Here is a 25,884-nt window from a genome sequence, read left to right as displayed (position 1 = left end):
CCAAATTTAATTTCCATAAATATAAAAAGAACATACAATTTCCATAACCAGTTTTATAAATATTTATATCAGCTAATGTACTATAAAATTTTGATATGCGTATTTTATCTGACAGGAATTAAAGTTATCTATAACTCAGAAAACATCTTAATGTATTCTTCAGAAAAAGGTGGTATGTTACTAAGTAAACTATCCACTATTTCATCAACATTGTCATCTGTAATTTTTATTCCTTCCATACCATCTTCATCTTTTTTAATAAAATTTTCATCTTTAAATTTTGTTATTTCTTCTTCATTATCTTTATCTTCTAATTGTTTTACAAGTTTATTATATTGGTTTTCATAAACAGCCCTATAAGTATCATGTTCTAATGCTTCTGAATTACTTATACATTTATTTGATAAATAAATATTATCTTCCGTAAACATAAGGTTTCCATATACATAAGCTCTCATACAAGGAGCTCCACCACTTGTAGGTAAATTTAACTTTTTGTTTTCTTTTTGATGTATATTAAACCTATAATCAGATTCATGCCTTTGTAAATAACACTTAGAGTCCAGTTTTTCCAACTCTTTCATAACAAATTCAGATACATCTGGTTTTAACTTTTTTATTGCATTTTTAACTGTAATGCCCATACTATCTCTCCTTATTCATATCTTTTTTGGTGGTTAGTCATTAAGTACTTTTAGAATATTTAATGTATTTTTAATACTCCTATCTTCTATTATACTATTTATATTGATAATCTCAAAATTTGTAGTTATTTACAAGAAAAATTTTACACTTCTATATTTCATTTTACTTCAAATTTGCATCATTATTCAGTTCATCGTAAACTTTCTTAGACAACTGGGCAATAAATTCATCGCTTTCTCCTTTAGTCATAATTGATATTATATAAGGATCCTTTGCATAAACAATTGCCACATCATGATTATAACTTCCATTTATTCCGATTTTATGTGCTGCTTTCACCGGTAGATATTTAGGTATTTTAATATTATCCCAGCTTGTATTTTTTAAATTATCTGTAGCTTGTCCGCCTTGGAAATATATCGACTTCATAAATAAAGCTATATCCTTAGCCGAGAAGTCCTTAGAAAAAGTAGTTATATTCTTAGATAATATACTGCTAATGTAATTCTTAAAAATACCATCATTTTTATCACAGACATAATACCCCAGCATATTGGAAGCTAGGTTATCAGAATAACTGCAGGCATATTTTAATAAAGTGCCAACACTAACCACTTGGCCATCATGTATATTGTTTTTTAACACACCCGTACCACCCCTAATCATGGCTCCAGGTATGTCATTTACATAATCATGATACTGAAATTGAGTATTTACACTTATATCTCCTTCATTAATTCTTTTTTGAGTATATAAAATCTCTGGTAATTTTCCTGTACTGGCAGCATAATAAATTTTATCCTGATTTACTCCAAAACTCTTTCCACTATTTAACTCAATACAATATACTCCAACATCTTTTGAACCTATATATGCTTCAGCGATTTGCCGTGCCTTTTCAGTTTCATCAACCTTCATTTCAGATGCAGCTGTTGAGGTCTTCTTGGACTTATTATCAACTTTTTGGGGACTTTTATAAGATTTTGTTTTCTTATCTACATTTGCAACAGATACTTTCTTCTGATTCATATTTGTCTTGTAAATATTAAATTCAATCACAAATAATGCTATCAAAAGTACAGATATAATACTTAACGCCAATAGTGACCTCTTTCTTTTTTTCATTAAGTTTCCTCTCTCCTGTTAATCAAAACAAAATAAAATTATTTTTCTACAGCACTTGTCCTTTCCGCCAATTGATATGATTGTGTAGTATCATTGTATTTAAACTTATATATATTCTCAAAAGTTCTCGTCTTTGTTTGAGAATCAACTCCATCATAGTTTTCATTAATATCATACACCTCTGTTGCGTCTACCGTACCTGACTTACCGCTTGCATCCATCTTATACGAATTAACAACAGCAGAATCATACTTTTCATAAAAACTGCCATTACCTTTATAATAAGAATTTATATTGTCCATCTGTTGCTTATCTAATTTACTTCCCGGATACATATAAGATTCAAGCCGTCCTGCATTTCCAGAAGTCAATGCATCAGCAAGAGAAGAGGCATATCCAACTATCATATCGTTGATATCATTTTTCCGCTGTTCAGGTGTTTCTCCTCCTTTAGAATAATCAAAACTAATTAGATTATCATCATCTGTAAGATTAGCAGAAGAACTTTTAATCTGTTCTCCATTGTAATTTATAACTGCATAAATACTTGCTCCTGCTGCAACAGGTCCAATGGTATCCCCAGAATTTATAGATTTTTTAGTATCTTTGCCATTAACATATATTTCATTATTATCATAATTAGAATTTACTTTCAAATAGAGCCCTTTTAATGCCTCTGCAGTTTCATCCTGCTTTTTATCACTTATAAAATCTACCTTAGTCTTATTATCCATCTCACAAAAATCGCCGTGAGCCTTTCCCTCCACATTATAGAATCCTGGTATATACGGTCCAAATTGTTTTGAAAAATTTTGACCGTCAACCTTAGCCACTTTCTCACCATTTACTAAAATATCTGCTCCTTTAACATTTGAAGTGAGTGTTAAGAAAACGGATTTAAATGTAATTTTATATTTTGGGAAAAAAATCAAAGTTCTACCCACTTTCGTAATATACAAACTAGAATTTTGATTTTCTACGCCACCATTTTTTAAGTTTACAGCCTGACTATTTAAATCATTAATAGTACTTGAAAGCTCTGAAGGAGTGTTCTTAAAAGATTTTAAAAGTGGATCTATAGTATCTGATTTTAAATTTAACCTTCCATCAGTTGTATACAATATCTTAGATAATGCCGTAGTATCACTTTTGTTTACAGCACTTTGAAATGAAGCAACAGTTCTTTGAGGACTGCTAATTGTCTTTCCAATAAAAATAAATAATATTGTAAATGCACAGGCTGTAATTATACCAATTAACATTTTACTATTCAAAACCGATTTAATATTCTCTATTTTATTCTCAAACTGTTCCGTTTTTTCCTCTGAATTGTCTTCTAAATCTTCTTCTAGATTATCTTCTAAATCTTCAGATTTATCTTCTTCCTTAACATTATTTGACTTCGTTTTAAGGTTATAACCGCAATTGCGGCAAAACCCCGAATCTTCCTTAACACTGGCACCACACTTTGGACAGAAATTCATTTTTCACCCTCCAATCAAACTTTAAATTCCTAAATTTTTTATATCATTCATAGTTGATGAAACTATACTAGATAAAACAGATGGCATAAACCACCCAAAACACAATATAAGAGCAATAATAGTGACTAAACTTGCAAATGAGACAACAAATACAGTATTATTTTTAGAAATCACTAGTGATTCGTTTATAACCATTGCAAAACATATTAGTGAAAATATATACCCAAACAAAGCTGTGGCTAATCCAAGATCAATTGATAAATATGAAAATATAATAGAAAAAAATTCAAAATACAAAGCTGGAGCTGTAACTATAAGTGCTGTTTTATAATATTTAAATTTTTCAGGTGCCTTTTTAGATAATAAAGTATTTGCTACACAAATTATTACAAAAATAATTAGCACTGAAATTAAAACCAATGCACAATTTTGCAAGAATATTTCTCCGTAAGGTATTTTTATAAATGACTTTATTTTGCTTATTTCACCTGTTATTTCATTCATTTCACTAGAATTTATTATATTGGAAGAACCCTGCGGTTGTATCAAATTTACAATTTCTGCTGTTTTTCTAATAACATCCTGTATGACGTTACTTATACTTGAAACAATCTGATTTGCTCTCCAAATTCCTAAAAATCCTTGAAATGCTATAAAAAGTAAGGTTAATACAACTACTATATTCTTTTCTGTTTCATTTATAAATTTTTTTGCCGTTGTAATTGGTTTCAAGAACATGCCCACTATAATATTTATAATAATTTTATAGTCAATATTCCTGTTCGGTACAGTTTGTGATCTAATTTTTACATTGTCTTTTAGTTCTATATTTTTAGTTCCACAATCAGGACAATATATGTCACCTTTTTCAAGTTTTTTACCGCATTTAGAACAATATGCCATAATATTTTCCCCCAGTTCTATCTTTCTTCTTATTTACATATAGTTTACTTTAAGTTATTCTATAAAATCTTTTAAATTCCTCCTATGATTTTAAAAAAATTAGTTTTTAGACCATATTTTACATTATGCACCACAATTATTTTAATGCACTTAGTTTGTAACAAATAAATAGTACTTAAATATCATATATACTGGGGAACATATTAGACTCTTGCAGTAGTCTAATATAAACAATGGTTAGGAGGAAAAAATGATGTCTCATCATCATAAAAATAAAGTCAATATTCATGAATTAGAAGATACTTCTTTACAAACAGAAGATGTTTTAATAGGATCATCAGCTTATAATAGCTCATGCAATTTATCTGATAATGACAAAGGAGTTGGCGTACTGTATCAGCAGCAGGGTGCTGTAAAGATACACAACGGAAGAATAATCGGTTGTGATGGTCAGGGCTATATAGTACGACATTGTTCAGATGCAAGTAAGGGAAGTCCTTTTAAGTATGATAAATTCTATTTTTACAATGAAAAGTATTTTCATACTCATAATATTCAACACGCTCATGCACATGCCTTTATTAATATTGGTATAAGAGACAATAAGCATGTGTTTTGTTACTATGGGAAAGAAAAAAATGCTAAAAATCTTCACACTCATAATGGTGTATTTCATTCTTTTTCCTATAAAGATCCTATAACTAAAAAGTCTGTAGCCAGCAGTGATTTTACTACTTTTTTAAGTTTTCGTATGACACCCCATTTAGTAAACAGTATAGTTTACTATCATTATATTCAAGAGTATGACAATAAAAAACATCAAACTGTTTTTAAATATGTAACAACTTCAGCTGATCATATAAAGCATTATGGAGAAGTACCACACAAATAGATTATCTAATTATGTTTTAAATAAAGCGGATAGCTTTACCACTATCCGCTTTTCTAAAGAATTTAATTTTCTTCTTAGCAAACTCTATCTACATCATATCCTTCATCATTTAATGCCTTAACTATAGATTCTATATGCTCATACCCATTTGTTTCTACCGTAACTTCTAAAACCACATGTTTCAATCTATCAACAGCCTTAAACTGATTGTGATCCAGCTTTATTACATTAGCTCCTTTTTCAGCTAATATCTGAGATATTTTAAGAAGTTGTCCTGGAGTGTCTTTAAGTTTAACTGAAAAACAGAATATTCTTCCTCTTGAAAATAATCCATTATTCAAAAGAGATGCTATTGTTACTACATCTATATTTCCTCCACTTATTAAGGAAACTACTTTTTTTCCTTTAAAGTTTAATCTCTTCAGTGCTGCTAAAGACATTACTCCCGTTGCTTCTGCTACAAGCTTATGTTTTTCCAAAACAACAAACACAGCTTCCATAAGTTCTTTATCACTTACTGTAACAATTTCATCTACATATTCTTTTATTACTTCAAAAGTAAGATCTCCAGGCTGCTTTACTGCTGCGCCATCAGCGATAGTATCAACTTTATCTGCATAGGTGAGTTTACCTGTATCAAAAGAAACTTTCATAGGATTTGCACCTTCAGCTTGAACTCCTATTACTTTTATATTAGGATTAATAGATTTAGCAGCTACTGCTATTCCGCTTATTAATCCACCTCCACCTATTGGTACTAATATAGCATCTACATCCTTTAGTTCTTCTATTATCTCAAGTGCTATAGTTCCCTGACCTGCCATTACATCTACATCATTAAAAGGATGAACAAAAGTATACCCATTTTCTTTCTCTAATCTTTTAGCTTCTTCATAAGCCTCATCATAAACTTTTCCTTTAAGTACTACATCAGCTCCATAGTTTCTAGTAGCTTGAACCTTTATAAGTGGAGTAGTTTCAGGCATAACAATTGTTGCCTTAATTCCAAGCTTTTGTGCAGAGTATGCTACACCTTGAGCATGATTTCCTGCAGAAGAAGCTATAAGTCCCTTTGCTTTTTGCTCATCACTTAGTTTTACGATTTTGTTTGATGCACCTCTTAACTTAAATGCTCCAGTAATTTGAAGGTTTTCTGGTTTTATATATACCTCATTACCACTTTCTCTACTAAATTCTGAACTATATATTAATTTAGTTTTTACACATATTCCTTCTATTCTTTTACTAGCCTCTAATACATCCTTTAATGTTAAATTCACTTTCATAATCTTCAAATCTCCTCTCTTATCCTAGATATAATAATATTATTACGTATTGCACTTTGCCCCAATTCTAAAAATTTTCTAATATAAAGTAAAAGCCCCCTATTCACTCACCTCTCAAATTTTCATTTTATAATAAAAAAATCTTTCGTTCTTATAAACATACTTTTAAATATGCTTATAAGGACGAAAGATTAACTTTCCGCGGTACCACCTCAATTGCAATTAGATACACTAATTGCCACTCCACTCAGGTCAACGTAAATAAAACATCTATTCATCGTGAACCCTAACCATATATCGCTGGTACACGTCCTCATTTACTTGGCAAAAACCTTTCTACTTGGAAGCTCCGGAGTGATAGTTACATATTTATGTTAACACCAACTTACACCAACGCTGGCTCTCTGCAGTTAAACATTAAATATTTCTTTCTCCATCAAAGCTTGTATTTATTACTAACTTGTTGTTAAGTATATTATTTTTTTTCCACATTGTCAATCTATTTTTCTAATTTTTTTCTAAAAATATTTGAATCTTTAAAACTTACAGTTTACAATTTTCTCTTATTATTGCATAATGATTTGAGAAACAAGTTAATTTGAAACAAAAAAAGAAAGGTAGGAAACACATTGATTAAAGTTCAATCATTAACTAAAATATTTAAAAAGATTTCAGCTGTAGATAATATTAGTTTTGAAGTTAACAATGGAGAAATAGTAGGACTTCTTGGTGAAAACGGAGCAGGTAAAACAACTACACTTAGGATGCTTGCAACTATGCTAAAGCCTACATCAGGAACAGCTTTAATAAACAATTATGATGTGAATAAATATCCAGAAAAAGTAAGAGGAGAAATAGGAATACTTTTTGGCGGCGAAGTTGGTCTTTATGATAGATTAACTGGAAGAGAAAATATAAGATACTTTGCAGAACTCAATGGAATGTCAAAGGAAAAAACCGAAAAGAGCATAAAATATTTAGCAAAAAACCTTGAAATGGAAGACTATTTGGATAGAAGAGTAGGTAAATTCTCAAGAGGAATGAAGCAAAAAATTTCTATAGCTAGATCTATCGTACATAATCCATCAGTAGTATTATTTGATGAACCAACATCAGGTCTTGATGTCAGTTCATCTAGAATAGTACATGATTTTATAAAAAAGTGTAAAGTTGACAATAAAGCTGTCATATTTTCAAGTCACAGTATGGCTGAAGTAGAAAAGCTTTGTGATAGAATTATAATAATTCACAAAGGAAAAATTATAGAAACAGGAACAATAGAGAATTTAAAGTCTAAGTATAATAATGATGACATGGAAGAAATATTTATGCAGTTGGTAGGTGATGTAATTGAAAACTAAAGTTGTATTAATAGTATTAAAAAAAGAACTTTTAGATATGTTTAGAGATAGAAAAACAATCCTCATGAGTATATTAATTCCCATGCTGCTTCTTCCTATACTTTCGTTTGTTATAGGAAAAGCTACAAGTACAAGTCATAAAAATGTAGAAAACAATTTAAAAATAGATGTGGTTGATAAAGGCAGCAGCAATTTAGGATCATTTTTTAAATTACAAAAGAATGTAAAAATAATTAAATCCAACAACATAAAACAAGATGTAAAAGATGGTAAAATTTTAGCAGGTATAACTATACCAGAAAATTTTGATGAAAATATAAGTAAAGATATGAATGAAAAAATCACATTAACTTATGACAACTCCAGCAGTGACAGTATGGAAGCCTTTGACATATTAAATTCTTACATAGATAAATATTCAAAGAATATAGTTTCAAAAAGATTGGAAAAAAGAAATATAGATTCTAAAATATTAACTCCAATAAATGTTGCTCAGGATACTATAGAAAAAAAGGAAAGTGGTATTGGAAAATTAATGCTTAATATAATGGTACCACTTTTATTGATCCTTGGTAGTGTTGGTAATACAGTAGCACCCTCTTTGGACTTAGGCGTTGGTGAAAAGGAAAGAGGTACTCTAGAACCACTTCTAACTACAAAAGCAAGTAGAATGTCCTTGCTTTGGGGGAAATTTCTCGCAATTACCATAGTGGGAATTATAGTATCACTGGCAAACCTTGCAGGATTATTTATTTCAATGAATCAGACAAATGGAATGTTTCAAGGTGCAAATGACATCAATATAGGATTGGAAACTATTATTTTGATAATGATTTTGCCTATACTTTTAACTATGGTTTTTGGGGCTTTAGGGCTGTCCATAAGTATTTATGCAAAATCATCAAAAGAGGCCCAAACATATTTAAGTCCTTTTACAATAATAGCTGTCATATTGGTTTATGCCACAATGATGAAGGATGGTAAAAGTATAGAAACTTATTTTTTTAGTATACCTATAGCTAATGCTTCCTGCCTCACAAAAGAGTTCTTAGTTGGAATACACAATACAGCACATATAGCTATAACCTTTGGCTGGATGATAGTGTATATAGTTGGTGCAATCTCATTTGCAAGATATATGTTCAATAAAGAAAGTGTTATTTTCAGATCATAATTTTCTAAGCAAAATTGACTCTTACTATATTGTAATCATAAAATAACTATAGAGACTAAACTATATTTTACACTTGGGGGATTAAAATTATGGATTATGATAAAAATACTATTTTAAATATTCTAAAAACTATTCTTTCTATACCAAGTCCTACAGGATATACTAAGTTAGTAATGCAATATCTCAAGGATGAACTTAACAAAATAAATATACCTTATAAAACCACAAATAAAGGTGCTCTTATTGTATCTTTTACTGGAATAAATGACGATTATCAAAGAACTTTTACATCCCATATTGATACATTAGGTGCAATGGTTAAAGGCATAAAAGAAAATGGCACTCTTTCCATGGTTCCTATTGGTGGATATATGATGTCAACACTTGAAGGTGAAAATTGTACTATAAAAACTTTAGATGATATAAGCTATTCTGGTACTATTCAAACTATAAAACCTTCTGTCCATATAAGCGGTGATGAAGCCAACAGTCTTAAGAGGATTCCTGAAAACATGGAGGTAATACTAGATGAAAAAGTGTTCTCTAAAAATGATGTGGTAGCTCTTGGTATTGATGTAGGAGACTATATATGCATAGATACAAGGACAACTATCACTGAAAAACAATTTATTAAAAGTAGATATCTAGATGATAAAGCTAGCGCTTCTATTCTTATGTATGTAATTAAATACCTTCATGAAAACAATATAAAACTTCCTTACACAACTAATTTCTATATAAGCAATTATGAAGAAGTCGGTCATGGTTCTAGTGCTGCTTTACCTGAAAAAACTAAAGAGTTCATAGCTGTTGATATGGGAGCCCCCGGCTGCGATCAAAATTCATCAGAATATAGCGTATGTATTTGTGCTAAAGACTCCTCTGGTCCTTATGATTATGATCTTAGGAAAAAATTAGTTTATACCTGCAAGAAAAATAATATTTCATATAAGCTAGACATATATCCTCACTATGGTTCAGACGCTTCTGCAGCACTACGTGCTGGTTGGGATGTTAGAACAGCCCTTATAGGTCCTGGTGTTTTTGCATCTCACGCCTATGAAAGAACGCATGTAGATGCATTGTTAGCTACAGTTGACCTTATCATAAAGTATATTACTGAAGCATAACCAAGCTTTATCCGATAACTACCTGCTCTAATACTCCCACGCACACAGTGAAAGCGACTATCACCAAATTAAAGATTTGGGATATCTGCTTTTCTCCAAGTGAGAGTAAAGAGCAGGTACGTTCCTGGATAACGATTTCTAAGCCGAGATCTTAAATTTTCGCCTTATAACCTATTTTAATTCATAATACACAATAAAGTTTATACAGTGCAAAATTTCATTCCTTATGATATTGATTTTTTATTTCTTTTTGAATCTTTTTTAAAGCCTTTTTAGATCCTCTTGCAATGTCTCTTTCTAACTTTCTATCTTTGTAACTTACAAATAGAGTATTTAGATCATAGTCCTTAGGATACAGATCTTCTGCTTTTAATTCTAGTCTAATTCTCTTTTCATTAACTTCTATAAAATTTTCTTTATACAATACAGTAACATTGTTAAACCTATCCTTTTCTTTATAAACAATAGCAAAATCTTCATAGTCCATAAGAAATACCCTATCTCCTATTTTAAAGTAGTAATAGTTTTTGTGTTCATCAAATTCTTCCTCAACTTTTCTATTTTTAATTTTGCTCTCTTTAACTAATTTAAAATTATAATCTCTATTTTTTATATAACTTTCTGCTTTCTCAAGTACAGAGTTTTTTATACCCATTTTTTTAGATATCCAAAGTGCATTGCTCTCTCCAGATTTACCTATAACTAATTTATACAATGGTTCTAATGTTTCACTTTCAAACTGCATAGCCGCATTTTGAAAATCTTCGTGAATTTCTGAAAAATTCTTTATTTCACCATAATGGGTAGTAGCTACTGTAATACATCCTTTATGATAAAATTCCTCTAATATGGCTATAGCAAGTCCTGCTCCTTCATTAGGTTCTGTTCCACTTCCTATTTCATCGCACAATATAAGTGTAGATTTATTGCTATTGCTAATTATATCTGCTAAATTTTTTATATGGGAAGAAAAAGTACTTAGTGCATTTTCTATACTTTGATCGTCTCCAATATCAACAAATATCTTTTCAAATACAGATATTTCCGTTCCTTCTTCAGCTGAAATATGAAATCCTGATTGAACTGCTAAAGTTAAAATTCCAACTGTTTTTAATACTACTGTTTTTCCACCTGCATTAGGTCCTGTTATTATTAAAGTTCTATAATCATCTCCCACCTTAAAATCTAAAGGTACTACATTACCTTTTAACAAAGGATGTTTTCCATTTATTATATTTATATATCCATAATCATTAATTTTAGGCTTCATTCCATTAATAGCCTTACTGTATTTCGCCTTAGCAAAAATCATATCATATTCTTCAATAACTTCCATATTAATTTTAATTTCTCTTAAATTATCAAATACTAATGCTGTTAAAGTAGATAGTATTTTATATTCTTCTATTGACTCTTCAGCTTTTAGTGCTGTTAATTCTTCTGTACTTTTACTTATATTATTTGGCTCTATAAATATAGTTGAACCTTTAGAAGAAGTTTCTACTATATTGCCTGGAACTTGATTCTTATATGCAGCTTTTATAGGTATAGTATATCTTCCATTTCTTTTGCTTATAAAAAATTCCTGTATATAGTTTTTATTACTACTATTTTTTAGAAACTTTTCTAATTTATCTTGTATCTTGCTTTCTGTATTTTCTATAAGTCTTCTTATTTTCCTTAATTCTTTGCTAGCGTTAGAATCCACCAAGCTGCCCCTTATAGAAAGTTCAATTTCTTCTTCTATAAATGTAAATTCTGTAATTGAATTACCATATGAACTTAATGTTGGAGCATAACATTCCTTATCTTTCATAAAATTCTTAATTTTTCTGCATCCTCTTAAAAAATTACAAAGAGTAGTCAAATTTTCTGGCTCCAGTACTATACCTTTTTCAACATTATCTATAATATTATCTATATTGAATATTCCCTCTAAAGGTATATAACTACAAGTATCTAATAAGGCTCTTCCTTCACTAGTTTCATTAAGCCTTTTATCTATAACATTTAAATTTGTACTTGGCTTAAGCTTATCTATTAACTTTTTTCCTAATCCACTTACACAATAAGATTTTACTATTTCCTTTAAGTCATTATATTGCAATTTATCAAAAGTGTTTGTATTCATTTTCTTTTCTCCTTACATAGAATTTAATATTCTATGAAGATACAAATTTTTAAGATAGATTTCACTTTTGACACATTGTACTTATTAAATATTATTTTTACAAAAAAAAGCTGTGGACATTTCCACAGCTTAAAATACATACCTTTAAGATAGCTCTAAAGAACTATCCTGTAAATATAATAACGGTATTTTTTATAGCTTTGTATCTCCATAGATTGCTTTAAATAAATCTATGACAAACAAAGGTATAAAACTACCTCTTTTTCAAAGATTTATTTAAATATAAAATTTAATCTATTTAGATACTACCACGCTCATAAAATACCTCTCTATTTTTATTTTAATGAAATCTATCTTTTTTAATTGTATTATATATATGTGTATATTGTCAACTAACTTATTCTTTACATATTTCTTTTCCATCCTGAATTATATCTAAATAATTTTGAAGGCCTATGCCCAGCATCCTTTGTAAACTGATTTGTTTCAACAACCATATTTGCAATTTTTCTTCTAAATGCAGCTGCTAAAAGTTCTTTTCCTTGTATAACTTCATAAACCTGCTGAAGTTCTGTTAACGTAAATAATTCTGGCATAAGATTAAAAGCTAAACTTGTATATTCAATTTTATTCCTTAGCCTATTAATAGCATATTCAATAAACTTACCATGATCAAAAGCAATACCTGTAGATTCCATAATTTCTCTACTTACTTTACCGTCTGGATTTTCTATAATTTTTATCTTGGCAGACAATTCCTCATTTTCATTCCAAAGTTTTATTTGTACTATCTGTTTGTAAATATACCCTTTCTCCACTGCTTCCTTTTTCTCCTGAAGCAAATTGTAACTGACATTAAACCATGCCGCATCTTCTTCATCACTTCCAGCTTTAATGCTTAATGAAGTGCTGTCCACAAGTGCCATATAGGATGAACTTATTACTCTAGTCCTAGGATCTCTATCAACTTCTCCCCAAGTATATAACTGTTCCATATAAATATCATCAATATTGGTTTCTGCTCTTAATACACGTAAAGCTGCTTCGTCCAAGCTTTCATTAATACCTACAAATCCACCAGGAAGTGCCCATTTCCCAATGCATGGATGATCTCCTCTCTTTACTAAAAGAATCTTTAAAGATTTTTCTGGAAGCTTCCTGTAATTTTCTTTTTTTTCGTTTATTACTGTAAAAATCAACATATCTACAGTAAGAGATGGTGTTTCATATATACTATCATCATATTGCTTTAAAAACTCTTCTTCAGTTAATCCTTGTTTATTTTTAATATCTACATACTTCATATTATCACTCCGAGTTTACTTTTAATTTTTGTGATATTATCATATTATCATTAACACAATTAGTTTTCAATTCCTATTTGTTTTACTAATTTTAAAACCTTTTCTGATAATTGTACTTCAAATAGCAGTTCACTATTATTAAAGTCAATGTTCGTTAACTCTATAATACGTTTAATTCGATATTTTAAAGTATTATAATGAATGTGGAGAGCTTTTGAAGTTAAAGTAACATCCTGATTATGTTTTAAATAAGCACACAACGTTTTAAAAAAATCACTATTCTTCTCTTCATCAATATGAATTAAAAGTTTTACAATTGGGTGGACAAGGATTTTAAGATGTGCTTTGTCTCCAAAACTTAAAATCATATGTGTCACTATAAAATCATTATAATTTAAAATTCGCTCAGAACTATGTATTTGATTTCCAATTGATAAACTAGTAATAGTTTGCTTATAATATTCTGATAAATCATATAAATTGTGAAAAACCTTACTGATACCAGCCCTACAATTGTGTTTCTCTAGTAATTTGCCAAATAAGTTCAATTCACTTTCATTAAATATATTTTCTCCTTTAACATCCAGTAAAACCACAATATATTTATCATAAATAATTACTGTATCTCTGTTAAAATAATTTTGCATTTTTCTTTTCAAGTAATAGATTTTATCTTCATTTCTATTTATATCATTTAATTCAATGGTAATAACATATAAATTATCATAAAGTTTTAAATTAAATGCTCTTGCACGTTCGCTAATGGCATCATGGTCATATAATTTCTGATTGAGCAATGCCGTAATAAATGAATCCACTAAAGGATTAGTGGATGAAAAACTTTCATTAGATCCCTTAATCGTCAAAGAAAGAAATCTGCAGAGAGTGATTAACATTTGTTCATCATATTTTGTAATTGGCTTATTGTATTCTAACATCTTCAAATATGCTAAAGGCTGCTTATTTTTTAAGACTCTTCCTACTAATTGTCTATGATTTAGTAATCCGGATTCCCATAAAATTAGACCTGAATTTTCATTATGCTCACTTTCTATATTTCTATCAATTTTATTTTCCATGATTGAATTAACATACGCTTCAGTTACATAGCCTTTCGAAAGTGTCCATTCCCACAGTGGTTCATTTTTTATAGTATTTCCTCCAGCATGCGCCATAAAGCAAAGAGAAATATCCACTAATAATAAAGGGTTGCCTAGGGTTTCATACCCAACATCCAAAAGCTGCTGAATAGTTGTACCCTCTTGACAAAGTTCTAACAATTTATTTGTTAAATTAACCATTTTAATCTCCATATCAAATAAGTCCTGCAAGATGTCTATGATAGAGGTAATGTCACTCTTGTTAGAAACTAAAATAATATTGGACGTACTTTCTTGCTTGTATAAAGGAGATAATGGAATATCTTCATATAACATATAGTTTGCTCTGCTAGAAGAAGGCATTTCTGCCAAGTTGGACACTTTCCCTATATACAAATAATCAGAAAGATATACTGAAACATCCTTATTTAAATATCGAAATCCTATCAATTCACAATCTTCTTTAAGATGGACTTTTATGCTGAATTTATCAAGTAATCCAGTAATTGTAGAAAATTGTACAGACATAAATTATCCCTTCTTTGTTGAAATATTAACTATCTTGCTAATCTAATCATAGCAGAAATTAACATAGTAAACAATTGCATAAGCAATAATATCCAATTAATACTTGTAAAAAATCACAAATCATATCATTCAAATTTTCAAACCTTGACGAAGATATTGAAAATATGCAGTGTTATAATTTTCTTAAGGTTGATAAAAAAATAACAATAATTGCTTGGAGGGATAAACATGATAAGAAGATATGGGCAGCTATGTACAGTAGCTTACGGCGCTGGTGCAATTAATTCAACGGGAGAAATTGCAAAAAAATTAGGGTTTACAAAAGTAATGATTGTAACAGATAAACAAGTTGAAGCTTTAGGGCACTCTCAAAAATCAATAGATAGCTTAAAAAAAGCAAATATAGAAACTGTCATATTTAATGGTGTAGAAATGGATGCACCTGATTACACAGTAGAAGCTGGTGGTAATATGGCAAAAAAGGAACACGTAGACGGTATTATCGGTGTAGGTGGAGGAAGTGTGCTGGACACAGCAAAAGGAATAGCTTGTTTTGCTGCAAACGAAATCACAGTTAGTGATATGATACATCATGCGCCTATGAAAAATCCACCAGTAAAATTTATTTTAATACCAACCACATCAGGTACTGGCTCAGAAAGTACCTTTGTAGCTGTCATTACAGATACTAAAAATCACGAAAAAGTAGGATGCTTTTCTGTACCATCTTTTTCAATTTTAGATCCAGAACTTACTCTCAGTTTGCCAAAGGACATTACAGTTTATACAGGTATGGATGCTTTTTCACATTGTACTGAATCCTTAACAAGCATGCAGCCAAATCCACATTCTGATTTACTTGCTTATGATGCAATTAAAAGAATTGTAAATTGGCTTCCTGTTGCATATAAAGAACCAGGTAATTATGAAGCTAGAGATAATTTGGCTTTAGCAAGTAATTTTGCAGGTAAATCCTTCAATGATTCTACAGTTCATGTTGGACACGCTATTGCACATTCCTTTGGAGCTAATTTTCACATTCCACATGGCATAGGTTGTGCATTAGTAACACCTACTATAATAGAATTAACAGCTCCAAAATTTCCTGAAAAAATTAAAAAAGTAGGTAAAATCATGGGAATTATAATTGATAGTGAAGATGGTGTTGTAATTGGAAAAACAGTTGCAGATGGTGTTCGTAAATTTATGAAATCCTTAAAGGTTCCTTCTTGTAAAAAGCTTGGACTTAAAAAAGAAGATGTTTTAAATTGTGCAGATTATGTACTCAGTGAGCCTTTGCGCAATTTTGCCGGTGTTCCTGTAACAGATGAAATGGTTCCAAAGTTGCTTGAAAAAATCTATGACACATATCAATAAAAGAATATAGGAGGATTTACTTATGAGTTATGAAAATTTATTATCTCCAATAAATATTGGAAGCTTAAAAATACGAAACCGTGTTGTAATGGGAGCCATGGGATCAGCAACGGCAAATGAAAATGCAACAATTTCTGAATGTGAATGTGCATACTATGCTGAACGAGCTAAAGGTGGAGTAGGACTTATTATCAATGAAGTTACTCGAGTAAACAACGATACTGGAATTATGATGCCCCGCCAATCTTCTGCAGCTACTGATGAATGTATTCCAGGTCTTAGAAAGCTTGCAAATGCAGTACATTATTATGATGGTGCTATCTTCATTCAATTGCATCATCCAGGACGTCAAACTGTATGTGAAGTAATTGGTGGAAAGCCAACAATTTCTCCAAGCGGCATTAAAAGTATGCTAACTCAAGCACCATGTCGTGAAATGACAAATGCAGAAATAAAGAGTCTTGTACAAGATTTTATAAATGCAGCAGAAAGATGCTACAAAGCTGGTATTGATGGTGTTGAACTTCATGCAGCACATGGATATATGCTAAATCAATTTCTTTCCCCATTTACAAACAAACGAACTGATGAATACGGTGGAAGTACCGAAAATAGAGCCCGTATTATTAAAGAAATTATCCAAGGAATTCGCCAGCGAATTGGCCGTGAATATCCAGTAATTATGAGGATCTCTGCAGATGAATTTTTAAGAGATTCTGTATTTCCAATTAAGGAAGATGGATTATTGTTAGATGAAGCTGTTGAAATTTGTAAATACCTTGTACCTTTTGGACTGGATGCCATAAACGTATCTGCTGGAATTTATGAAACAATGAATAAAGCTTGGGAACCTACTTCTTATCCAGAAGGATGGAAAATATATTTAGCAGAAGCTGTTAAAAAAGCAGTTGATGTGCCTGTATTTGGAGTAGGTACCATCCGCAATCCTGATTTCGCTGAAAAAGTTATCTCAGAAGGAAAAGTAGATTGCGTAACAATTGCCAGAGGCTTACTTGCTGATCCCGATTGGGTAAAGAAAACTGCTGAGGGCAGAGTAGATGAAATTCGAAAATGTATTTCATGTTTAAATTGCATGGATTCCATGGCAGTTAATGGTATGAAAGGTGAACCATTTTCTTGTGCAATTAATGCAAGAGCTGCTCGTGAATGGTTTTATAATAGTTCCAGACAAGATGGAAATGGACGTATGGTAGTTGTTGTAGGTGGAGGTCCATCTGGAATGGAAGCAGCACGTGTTCTAGCAGAACGTAAATTCAAAGTAATATTGTTTGAAAAAAATTCAGAACTCGGCGGACAATTATGTTTAGCAAACAAGCCACCTTACAAAGAAAAAATTAATTGGCTTATTAAATATTTTGAAGTTCAATTAAAAAAATTAGGTGTTGAAGTTCATTTAAATACACCAGCAACAATAGAATCTATTAAAAAATTGAATCCATATGCAGTGTTTATAGGCACAGGTTCCACGTCTATAGTGCCTAAATCTATTCCTGGTGTACAAGGTAAAAATGTTTGTACAAGTTCTGATATTTTATCAGGGAAAGTTAAAATTTCAAATAAAAAAGTAGCAGTTATAGGTTCTGGTATGACTGGACTTGAAACAGCTGAATTATTAGGTACAATGAACAATAAAGTATACGTTGTAGAAATGATGGATAAAATAGGTCCTGATGCTAGCTGGCAAAACTTAACTGATGTACAAGGTAGATTAGAAAAAATGAACACCTCTTTCATGCCATCTCACAAATTAGTAGATATTACAGACGAGTCAGTTATATTAGAAGAAAAAGATGGAGAAAAAAAGAAGCTTCCAGTTGAATATGTAGTACTTTCTTTAGGAGTACATGCTGATCAAACTTTAGCAGGAAAATTAAATGCAAATTTCCACAATGTAATTAAAATTGGTGACACTGCACAAGTTGGCAGGATTGCAAATGCAGTATCTACAGCGTTTGCAGAAGCTTATAAATTAAACTAAGAAATGTATTAAAATTGCTACTGAATAAATACTATGGGACTGCTGCACTAAGTAATTTACTCTTAGTGCAGCACTCTCTTTTTAAAGTTTTAGCCTAAATACTGTTTTGTATTTCTTACATTTTTCAAGAGTCAAAGTTCCTCCATGCTTTTGTACTATTTTATTTGCAATAGAAAGTCCAAGTCCCGTACCACCTTTTGTATACCTTGACTTGTCTCCTCTTACAAAGGGTTCAAATATATTTTCTTTTAGACTTTCATCAATGCCAACTCCATCGTCTGCAATTATAAGTTGTATTTTTGAATTGTCATAAGTTAACTCTATTTTTGCCTTTGTCCCGGCTTCATTGTACTTCAATATATTAGATATAATATTTGAGATAGCCCTTTCCATCTCTATTTTATCAAATTCATATATAATTTCATCCTCTGGTAAGTTTATTTCAAGTTCAAAATTCTTTTCTTCAAATTCATTATAGTATTCAGATACTATTTCTCGTACAAACTCACAAAAGTCGCATTTTTCCTTGCTTATTAAAAACTTGCTATTATCAAGTTTTGTAAACTCATGAAGATTTTCAATTAGAGAAACTGTTCTCTTTGATTTATTGTATATTATGTTTAAATATTGTTTAATTTTTTTATCATTTTCTACCACACCGTCATTAAGTGCCTTGGAATATCCCATAATAGAAGTTAATGGCGTTTTCAAATCATGAGATATATCTGATAAAAGCTGTTGTTTCAAATTTTCCATCCTGTTTCTTTCAAATATCGAAGTTTCAATCTTTTCAGCCATAAAATTAAAAGCATCTCTTATTTCTCCAAATTCATTTTCTGCATTAAAATTAATCCTTGTTGAATAATCTTCTTCAGTCATTCTCTTTATACCCTGCAGTATTTTTTTTAATGGCATAACTACTTTTTTAGTAGTTACATAAGCATATAAAAATACGGATACTGTTAGAAACACTATAATTATAAATATACCTACCAATATATAAATTGCAGCTTTTTTAATATACTTTTCCGGGGAAGGTGCTATGTCCACATTTAATGTCACTATTCCAGGAGGCACTTTCACAATGCAATAAAGATCTTGGCCATTACTATTAAAAGCTGTAACAGAATAAAAGTAAGAAGTGCCACTTTTTAAGTTATTATAGGATAAATCCATAAAATTCAAAAGTTCATTTTCAGTATAACTTGTTACCTTATCTTTTTTAGTTCCTATAACATAGATAACCTTTTTATTTGAATTAAGTATCTCAACCCAACCTTTTGAAGCAACAATTTTTGATGCATCAATTTTTTTATAATCACTTTTTACTATTTTCGATGCCATAAAAAATTTCTGAGTATCTTTTACGTAGTCTTCTGATGAAACCATCTTTCCTATGCTAAAAATCATAAAACCTATAGTGCCTGATAAAACAAGCAGCATTAAAAATACAAATATAATATAATTTTTAAACATAGTAATATATAATCTCTTAAACTTTTTTCTTAGGTTTTTTAATGTTTCAAAAAACATATATGATACACTCCATACCTTGATTACTTTTTACTTTCAAATTTATATCCAAGTCCCCTTATGGTTTTTAAATACACTGGTTTTTTGGAATCTTCTTCAATTTTATCTCGCAATTTGCTAATGTGAACCATTATTGTATTGTCATCACCATAAAAGGGTTCATTCCAAACAGACTCAAAAATCTGCTTTTTAGTAAAAACTTTTTTAGGGTTACCCATTAGAAGTAACAAGAGCTTGTACTCTGTGGATGTAATTGATATAGGTTTATCCCCTTTATAAATGACACAGGAATTAGTATCGAGTTTTAACTCTCCAACTACTATAGTTTCCGTATCCTTTTCTTCATTACAATTAAATTCAGAGCATCTTCTAAGCTGTGCCTTTACCCTTGCCATTACTTCCAGTGGATCACAAGGTTTAGTTATATAATCATCTGCCCCAAGTTCAAGGCCCAATATCTTATCGCTTATTTCACTTTTAGCTGACATAACAATTACAGGGATTTTATATTTTTCTCTTATTTTTTTTATAAGCTGATATCCGTCCATATTTGGCATCATTATATCAATTATTGCAATATCAATTGCTTTATCTTTTAAAATATCCAACGCTGAAAATCCATCATAAGCTCCAAACACTTCGTAATTTTCCCTTTCAAGATATAATGTCAGCAGCTCTATTATTTCTTGCTCATCATCAGCAATTAAAATTTTTTTCATAAATACAAGCTTTCCTTCCTTTAAAATGCTTTTTTGCATTTTCTATAATTTCTATAAGAATATAAAACATATATAATAAATAATATAATACCTGCAATCATAAAGCTAGAATTAACATTTAACAAATTGTTTCCGCCGCCGCTGCTTTTCAAGCCATTTATAAAAGTAATAAAATTGTTGCACATATGCAGTATAATTGAAGGAACCAGTGACTTATACTTATATACAAGAAGAGCACAGCTTATTCCCAAAAGTAAAAGCATAGGGTTGATATTTAAATGCATAATGAAAAAAATAACTGAAGAAAACAATATTGATTTACCCATTCCATATTTATTGTACAGCCTACCCATAAGTACTCCTCTAAAAATAAATTCTTCTACTATAGGTACTATAATAACTATTGACATGAAACTAATTCCTATAATAAAATTTGTATTTATTTTAGGAGATTTATTTACCAAATTTGACTGAACACTGCTTAACATAGTTGGGTTTATATAACTTACTAAAACTAGCATTATCAAAATAAATCCCATGCCTCCCATATAAGTTATTATTAAATTCACTGGAAGCTCTAATGCAAATCCTTTTTTAGAAGGTTTCTTTACAAAATCATAGACATTTATATTATTATTTTTCATAAACTTTAAAGTAATCAGAAACCATAGTACTGTTATTATAAGTGCACAAATTTCTATATAACTATCTGTCAAATGTACTTTAAAAATTTTCCCAAGTACTACAAGTATTCCTATACCTAACGCAAGTATGCAAAGCATTTTTAAAAATAAATATCTTGTCCTAGTCCCTTTAAGTAATTCAAAATCCATAAACATTCTCCTTTTATGCTGTAATTTCTTTATTCCAATTTGTTTTAACAAAATAAATACTCAAAGCTGTTCCTATAACAAAGCAAGCAATTCCAAGCACAAGCCACAATGAATTAAAACTATTTAAAGTAATGTTCTGTTTAGCTGTATTATTATCGATAAAAAATGATACAATTTGCAGAACAAAAACTATGAAATTATTTATAACATGGATTGATATAGTAACAAATATATTTTTAGTTTTCAAATATATAAGTGACATACATATACCAAAAACAACTGCAGATATCATTCCCACTTCATAATGAATAGCTCCAAATAAAATGGAAGACAGTACTACTGCTTTCATAACTCCAATTTTTGCTTTTAACCTGTTAAGTACAACTCCTCTAAAAATTAGCTCTTCTACTACAGGTGCTATAAATGAAGCTGCAATACCATTAATAATGATGCTATATAAGGAACTTGTATCAGTTTTATTTAGTTCTCCAAGAATTTCTTTCGTCAGTGAAGGTGATAAACTAATGAAAGCATAAATTATAATTATAAAAAGTCCAATAGTTATAGTAATATTTATTATAATACTAAGTGTTATGTCTTTGATAGTTAAATCTCTTTTCAAATTAAATATTTTATTTCTTATATCGCAGCCCACTTTTCTCAATTCTAACACAAACCATACTAAAACCCCTAAATTGCATAATAGTAAAAATAAATTTTCGTCTAATATTCCTGTTGATTTTACAAAACTTAGTTCAGAAATTATGCAGAAAAAAATTACTACAGCAGCATAAACCAGTATCACTTTTCTTATTTTCATAGTTTTAAAAAAATTATCCATATACATCCTACCTTTAAATTTAATTTTTACATATTTAAGTTTAAAGGTGTATACTTTCATGCCTCTTAACGAAACCTTAAAGTTCCCTTAATTTTTAAAATAAAAAAGATGAAGCGTTAAATAACACTTCATCTTTTCATCACCTTCATAATATCCTCAACTTTTCCTTATTAAAAAAATTTACTTTTAAGCATATACTTAAATACCCATTGCATAGAATGTTCTATACAATGGGTATTTTTACTTACCTGGCAGCGACCTATTCTCCCACAGGGCCTCCCCTGCAGTACCATCGGCACTGTGAAGCTTAACCTTCCTGTTCGGTATGGAAAGGGGTGTTACCTTCACGTCATTACCACCAGATTATTATCGAAAATTGCTATTAACTTCGCCCAGCTTCGTCAAATACCTCTCTACGGTGCTCAATTACCTCAGTAAGTTCCGCTCCTCGTTCAGCATTTTCCTCGCTGTACTCGTTACTATCAATTTTCTTATATATTACTTTTTAGAAATTCAAATCAAATTGAAATTAATGTCTTTAACTGTCAACTCTTCATTGTCAATTATCAACTTCATTTTATTTGTCCTCTCAAAATTGCACAGTAAATTTTTTTCTTTCGTTTTTATTTGGTCAAGCCCTCGACCTATTAGTATCAGTCAGCTTAACAAGTTGCCCTGCTTACACCTCTGACCTATCTCCTCGTGTTCTTCGAGGGGTCTTACTAGCTTACGCTATGGGAAATCTTATCTTGAGGTGGGCTTCACACTTAGATGCTTTCAGCGTTTATCCCTTCCCAACTTGGCTACCCAGCTATGCTCCTGGCGGAACAACTGGTTCACCAGCGGTCGGTCCATCCCGGTCCTCTCGTACTAAGGACAGCTCCTCTCAAATTTCCTGCGCCCGCGACGGATAGGGACCGAACTGTCTCACGACGTTCTGAACCCAGCTCGCGTGCCGCTTTAATGGGCGAACAGCCCAACCCTTGGGACCTACTTCAGCCCCAGGATGCGACGAGCCGACATCGAGGTGCCAAACCTCCCCGTCGATGTGAACTCTTGGGGGAGATCAGCCTGTTATCCCCGAGGTAGCTTTTATCCGTTGAGCGATGGCCCTCCCACGAGGTACCACCGGATCACTAAGCCCGACTTTCGTCCCTGCTCCACTTGTTTGTGTCGCAGTCAAGCTCCCTTCTGCCTTTGCACTCTTCGAAGAATTTCTAACCCTTCTGAGGGAACCTTTGTACGCCTCCGTTACTTTTTAGGAGGCGACCGCCCCAGTCAAACTGCCCGCCTAACATTGTCCCGTCTCCAGTTTCATGGAGCCCGGTTAGAATTCCAGTACTGTCAGGGTGGTATCCCAACATCGACTCGGTAATGGCTGGCGCCACTACTTCCTAGTCTCCCACCTATCCTGTACAGACAATACCGAAATTCAGTGCTAAACTGCAGTAAAGCTCTACGGGGTCTTTCCGTCCAATCGCGGGTAGCAAGCATCTTCACTTGCACTTCAATTTCGCCGGATTTGTTGTCGAGACAGTGCTCAAATCATTACGCCATTCGTGCGGGTCGGAACTTACCCGACAAGGAATTTCGCTACCTTAGGACCGTTATAGTTACGGCCGCCGTTTACTGGGGCTTAAGTTCTGACCTTCGCTTGCGCTAAGTCTTCCCCTTAACCTTCCAGCACCGGGCAGGCGTCAGCTCCTATACTTCAGCTTTCGCTTTAGCAGAAACCTGTGTTTTTGATAAACAGTTGCTTGAGCCTTTTCTCTGCGGCCACTTGCGTGGCTCTCCTTCTCCCTAAGTTACGGAGTTAATTTGCCTAGTTCCTTAACAACAATTCTTCCGATGGTCTTAGGATTCTCTCCTCACCTACCTGTGTCGGTTTGCGGTACGGGCACATAAAAGCTCCATAGAGACTTTTCTCGGCAGCGTGAAATCAGGTACTTCCCCTTGCGGGTTCCCCATCACACCTCATCATTGATATACCGGATTTTCCTGGTATACCTGACTCGGTGCTTAGACATACATCCATTTGTATGCACACCTTATCCTCCTGCGTCATCCCTTTTGTCAAACGCTTTTATGCGGTATCGGAATTTCAACCGATTGTCCATCACCTACGCCTTTCGGCCTCGGCTTAGGTCCCGACTTACCCTGGGCGGACGAACCTTCCCCAGGAAACCTTAGGTTTTCGACCAATAAGATTCTCACTTATTTCTCGCTACTTATGCCAGTATTCTCTCTCCTGTACAATCCACTGTTCCTTCCGGTACAACTTCAACTCATACAGGATGCTCCTCTACCACTCTTTCGAGTCCACAGCTTCGGTGGTAAGTTTTAGCCCCGGACATTTTCGGCGCATGATCTCTTGACTAGTGAGCTATTACGCACTCTTTAAATGAGTGGCTGCTTCTGAGCCAACATCCTAGTTGTCTTAGAAATCACACATCCTTTCCCACTTAACTTACACTTTGGGACCTTAGCTGGTGGTCTGGGCTGTTTCCCTTTTGACCACGGATCTTATCATTCGCAGTCTGACTGCCGGAATTCAAGTATATGGCATTCGGAGTTTGATAAGGTTCAGTAACTGTTGTCAGCCCCTACCCCATTCAGTGCTCTACCTCCATTACTCATTTCCGACGCTAGCCCTAAAGCTATTTCGAGGAGAACCAGCTATCTCCGAGTTCGATTGGAATTTCTCCGCTATCCACAGCTCATCCCATGGTTTTTCAACACCAACGTGGTTCGGTCCTCCACGGAATTTTACTTCCGCTTCAACCTGGCCATGGATAGGTCACTCGGTTTCGGGTCTACAACATACAACTTCGCGCCCTTTTCAGACTCGGTTTCCCTCCGGCTCCATACCTTAAGTACTTAACCTTGCTGCATATCGTAACTCGCTGGCTCGTTCTACAAAAAGCACGCCGTCGTACTTTACGTACTTCGACTGTTTGTGGACACACGGTTTCAGGTTCTATTTCACTCCCCTCCCGGGGTTCTTTTCACCTTTCCCTCACGGTACTCCTTCTCTATCGGTCACCAGGTAGTATTTAGCCTTGGGAGGTGGTCCTCCCTGTTTCCCACAAGGTTTCTCGTGTCTCGTGGTACTCTGGATTAGATCTGGCTGCTCTTTGCTTTCATTTACAGGGCTTTTACCTTCTCCGGCGGAGCCTTCCAGCTCTCTTCAATTAACACTTCACAGTATTTATGACCTATCCGCAACCCCAGGAACAAGTTCCTGGTTTGGGCTCTTTCCCGTTCGCTCGCCGCTACTTAGGAAATCGATGTTTCTTTCTCTTCCTCCGGGTACTTAGATGTTTCAGTTCCCCGGGTTTGCCTCTACAAACCTATGTATTCAGTTTGCAGTACCTAGCGTTATCTAGGTGGGTTTCCCCATTCGGATATCTCTGGTTCTCTGGCTATTTGCGCCTACCCAGAGCTTTTCGCAGCTTATCGCGTCCTTCTTAGGCTCCTGGTGCCAAGGCATCCTCCATGCGCCCTTTGTAGCTTGACCTT

The 25,884-nt window shown here is 32.3% G+C and carries 18 protein-coding genes, 2 rRNA genes and 1 other annotated feature; of the genes, 6 read left to right on the top strand and 14 right to left on the bottom strand.

Translation table 11 applies throughout. The features are described 5' to 3' along the window. Positions 1 to 128 precede the first annotated feature (128 nt). The 4 genes from B5S50_RS19000 to B5S50_RS18985 form a co-directional block, all read right to left on the bottom strand. On the bottom strand, positions 129 to 644 hold the full coding sequence (locus tag B5S50_RS19000; protein WP_065078639.1) for a hypothetical protein: 516 nt from the start codon (positions 642 to 644) through the stop codon (positions 129 to 131). Positions 645 to 807: 163 nt separating this feature from the next. After that, complete coding sequence (locus tag B5S50_RS18995; RefSeq protein WP_065078640.1) at positions 808 to 1,770, bottom strand: serine hydrolase; 963 nt, start codon at positions 1,768 to 1,770, stop codon at positions 808 to 810. A 38-nt stretch (positions 1,771 to 1,808) separates the two neighbouring features. Then, a complete protein-coding gene (locus B5S50_RS18990) occupies positions 1,809 to 3,254 on the bottom strand; it encodes a zinc ribbon domain-containing protein (protein ID WP_065078641.1) in 1,446 nt (481 codons plus the stop codon). 21 nt (positions 3,255 to 3,275) lie between these two features. After that, positions 3,276 to 4,157 (bottom strand): zinc ribbon domain-containing protein, encoded by an 882-nt coding sequence (locus tag B5S50_RS18985; protein ID WP_217302559.1) that lies wholly within the window; start codon positions 4,155 to 4,157, stop codon positions 3,276 to 3,278. A 253-nt stretch (positions 4,158 to 4,410) separates the two neighbouring features. On the opposite strand from B5S50_RS18985, the gene B5S50_RS18980 reads away from it, so the two are divergent. Continuing rightward, positions 4,411 to 5,049 (top strand): hypothetical protein, encoded by a 639-nt coding sequence (locus B5S50_RS18980; protein ID WP_242872140.1) that lies wholly within the window; start codon positions 4,411 to 4,413, stop codon positions 5,047 to 5,049. A 74-nt stretch (positions 5,050 to 5,123) separates the two neighbouring features. On the opposite strand, the gene ilvA is transcribed toward B5S50_RS18980, so the two are convergent. Beyond that, positions 5,124 to 6,335, bottom strand: a complete 1,212-nt coding sequence (ilvA, locus tag B5S50_RS18975) for a threonine ammonia-lyase (protein ID WP_217302558.1) — start codon at positions 6,333 to 6,335, stop codon at positions 5,124 to 5,126. Positions 6,336 to 6,511: 176 nt separating this feature from the next. After that, positions 6,512 to 6,784: a binding site (T-box leader), on the bottom strand. Positions 6,785 to 6,964: 180 nt separating this feature from the next. Here ilvA and B5S50_RS18970 point away from each other — a divergent pair. The 3 genes from B5S50_RS18970 to B5S50_RS18960 all read left to right on the top strand — a co-directional run bounded on the left by B5S50_RS18970 (position 6,965) and on the right by B5S50_RS18960 (position 10,000). Beyond that, the gene (locus B5S50_RS18970) at positions 6,965 to 7,696 is read left to right on the top strand and encodes an ATP-binding cassette domain-containing protein (RefSeq protein ID WP_065078645.1); all 732 of its coding nucleotides are present in this window, start codon (positions 6,965 to 6,967) and stop codon (positions 7,694 to 7,696) included. Between the two features lie 37 nt (positions 7,697 to 7,733). Further along, entirely contained in the window at positions 7,734 to 8,870 is a 1,137-nt protein-coding gene (locus B5S50_RS18965) for an ABC transporter permease (RefSeq protein WP_254306772.1), read from the top strand. Between the two features lie 89 nt (positions 8,871 to 8,959). Beyond that, positions 8,960 to 10,000: a M42 family metallopeptidase gene (locus B5S50_RS18960; protein WP_065078646.1), complete on the top strand. Its 1,041-nt coding sequence runs from the start codon at positions 8,960 to 8,962 to the stop codon at positions 9,998 to 10,000. 217 nt (positions 10,001 to 10,217) lie between these two features. Here the strand turns inward: B5S50_RS18960 and B5S50_RS18955 are convergent, their stop codons facing one another. From B5S50_RS18955 to B5S50_RS18945, 3 genes are all read right to left on the bottom strand, one after another. After that, on the bottom strand, positions 10,218 to 12,131 hold the full coding sequence (locus tag B5S50_RS18955; RefSeq protein WP_065078647.1) for an endonuclease MutS2: 1,914 nt from the start codon (positions 12,129 to 12,131) through the stop codon (positions 10,218 to 10,220). 404 nt (positions 12,132 to 12,535) lie between these two features. Then, positions 12,536 to 13,435 carry an NUDIX domain-containing protein gene (locus B5S50_RS18950; protein ID WP_065078648.1) on the bottom strand — a complete coding sequence of 300 codons (900 nt, stop codon included), beginning with the start codon at positions 13,433 to 13,435 and terminating at the stop codon, positions 12,536 to 12,538. Between the two features lie 59 nt (positions 13,436 to 13,494). Continuing rightward, the gene (locus B5S50_RS18945) at positions 13,495 to 15,063 is read right to left on the bottom strand and encodes a CdaR family transcriptional regulator (protein WP_217302556.1); all 1,569 of its coding nucleotides are present in this window, start codon (positions 15,061 to 15,063) and stop codon (positions 13,495 to 13,497) included. Between the two features lie 228 nt (positions 15,064 to 15,291). On the opposite strand from B5S50_RS18945, the gene B5S50_RS18940 reads away from it, so the two are divergent. After that, positions 15,292 to 16,440, top strand: coding sequence for an iron-containing alcohol dehydrogenase (locus tag B5S50_RS18940; protein WP_217302555.1), 1,149 nt, complete (start codon positions 15,292 to 15,294; stop codon positions 16,438 to 16,440). 22 nt (positions 16,441 to 16,462) lie between these two features. After that, on the top strand, positions 16,463 to 18,439 hold the full coding sequence (locus B5S50_RS18935; RefSeq protein ID WP_217302554.1) for an FAD-dependent oxidoreductase: 1,977 nt from the start codon (positions 16,463 to 16,465) through the stop codon (positions 18,437 to 18,439). Positions 18,440 to 18,520: 81 nt separating this feature from the next. Here B5S50_RS18935 and B5S50_RS18930 read toward each other — a convergent pair whose 3' ends face one another. The 6 genes from B5S50_RS18930 to B5S50_RS18905 form a co-directional block, all read right to left on the bottom strand. After that, positions 18,521 to 19,972 carry a cell wall metabolism sensor histidine kinase WalK gene (locus B5S50_RS18930; protein WP_065078652.1) on the bottom strand — a complete coding sequence of 484 codons (1,452 nt, stop codon included), beginning with the start codon at positions 19,970 to 19,972 and terminating at the stop codon, positions 18,521 to 18,523. A gap of 23 nt (positions 19,973 to 19,995) precedes the next feature. Continuing rightward, positions 19,996 to 20,691 carry a response regulator transcription factor gene (locus B5S50_RS18925; protein WP_065078656.1) on the bottom strand — a complete coding sequence of 232 codons (696 nt, stop codon included), beginning with the start codon at positions 20,689 to 20,691 and terminating at the stop codon, positions 19,996 to 19,998. 20 nt (positions 20,692 to 20,711) lie between these two features. After that, the gene (locus tag B5S50_RS18920; protein ID WP_217302553.1) at positions 20,712 to 21,524 is read right to left on the bottom strand and encodes a CPBP family intramembrane glutamic endopeptidase; all 813 of its coding nucleotides are present in this window, start codon (positions 21,522 to 21,524) and stop codon (positions 20,712 to 20,714) included. A 13-nt stretch (positions 21,525 to 21,537) separates the two neighbouring features. Then, positions 21,538 to 22,365 carry a CPBP family intramembrane glutamic endopeptidase gene (locus B5S50_RS18915; RefSeq protein WP_065078657.1) on the bottom strand — a complete coding sequence of 276 codons (828 nt, stop codon included), beginning with the start codon at positions 22,363 to 22,365 and terminating at the stop codon, positions 21,538 to 21,540. 246 nt (positions 22,366 to 22,611) lie between these two features. Continuing rightward, a 5S ribosomal RNA gene (gene rrf / locus B5S50_RS18910) occupies positions 22,612 to 22,728 on the bottom strand. Between the two features lie 264 nt (positions 22,729 to 22,992). Beyond that, positions 22,993 to 25,882, bottom strand: a 23S ribosomal RNA gene (locus B5S50_RS18905). Positions 25,883 to 25,884: the final 2 nt, after the last annotated feature.

It is taken from the genome of Clostridium sp. 001, assembly GCF_019056555.1.
Taxonomy (GTDB): Bacteria; Bacillota; Clostridia; order Clostridiales; family Clostridiaceae; genus Clostridium_B; species Clostridium_B ragsdalei.
The sequence above is the reverse complement of the archived record's forward strand: the minus strand, read 5'-3'. Positions and strand labels throughout refer to the sequence as shown.

What these genes read in the sequence shown, in the direction of transcription:
- B5S50_RS18930 (WP_065078652.1), bottom strand. Translation starts at nt 19,972, where the DNA reads ATGTTTTTTGAAACATTAAAAAACCTAAGAAAAAAGTTTAAGAGATTA.
- B5S50_RS18995 (WP_065078640.1), bottom strand. Translation starts at nt 1,770, where the DNA reads ATGAAAAAAAGAAAGAGGTCACTATTGGCGTTAAGTATTATATCTGTA.
- B5S50_RS18955 (WP_065078647.1), bottom strand. Translation starts at nt 12,131, where the DNA reads ATGAATACAAACACTTTTGATAAATTGCAATATAATGACTTAAAGGAA.
- B5S50_RS18945 (WP_217302556.1), bottom strand. Translation starts at nt 15,063, where the DNA reads ATGTCTGTACAATTTTCTACAATTACTGGATTACTTGATAAATTCAGC.
- B5S50_RS18985 (WP_217302559.1), bottom strand. Translation starts at nt 4,157, where the DNA reads ATGGCATATTGTTCTAAATGCGGTAAAAAACTTGAAAAAGGTGACATA.
- B5S50_RS18960 (WP_065078646.1), top strand. Translation starts at nt 8,960, where the DNA reads ATGGATTATGATAAAAATACTATTTTAAATATTCTAAAAACTATTCTT.
- ilvA (WP_217302558.1), bottom strand. Translation starts at nt 6,335, where the DNA reads ATGAAAGTGAATTTAACATTAAAGGATGTATTAGAGGCTAGTAAAAGA.
- B5S50_RS18990 (WP_065078641.1), bottom strand. Translation starts at nt 3,254, where the DNA reads ATGAATTTCTGTCCAAAGTGTGGTGCCAGTGTTAAGGAAGATTCGGGG.
- B5S50_RS18920 (WP_217302553.1), bottom strand. Translation starts at nt 21,524, where the DNA reads ATGGATTTTGAATTACTTAAAGGGACTAGGACAAGATATTTATTTTTA.
- B5S50_RS19000 (WP_065078639.1), bottom strand. Translation starts at nt 644, where the DNA reads ATGGGCATTACAGTTAAAAATGCAATAAAAAAGTTAAAACCAGATGTA.
- B5S50_RS18935 (WP_217302554.1), top strand. Translation starts at nt 16,463, where the DNA reads ATGAGTTATGAAAATTTATTATCTCCAATAAATATTGGAAGCTTAAAA.
- B5S50_RS18950 (WP_065078648.1), bottom strand. Translation starts at nt 13,435, where the DNA reads ATGAAGTATGTAGATATTAAAAATAAACAAGGATTAACTGAAGAAGAG.
- B5S50_RS18980 (WP_242872140.1), top strand. Translation starts at nt 4,411, where the DNA reads ATGTCTCATCATCATAAAAATAAAGTCAATATTCATGAATTAGAAGAT.
- B5S50_RS18965 (WP_254306772.1), top strand. Translation starts at nt 7,734, where the DNA reads ATGTTTAGAGATAGAAAAACAATCCTCATGAGTATATTAATTCCCATG.
- B5S50_RS18940 (WP_217302555.1), top strand. Translation starts at nt 15,292, where the DNA reads ATGATAAGAAGATATGGGCAGCTATGTACAGTAGCTTACGGCGCTGGT.
- B5S50_RS18915 (WP_065078657.1), bottom strand. Translation starts at nt 22,365, where the DNA reads ATGGATAATTTTTTTAAAACTATGAAAATAAGAAAAGTGATACTGGTT.
- B5S50_RS18925 (WP_065078656.1), bottom strand. Translation starts at nt 20,691, where the DNA reads ATGAAAAAAATTTTAATTGCTGATGATGAGCAAGAAATAATAGAGCTG.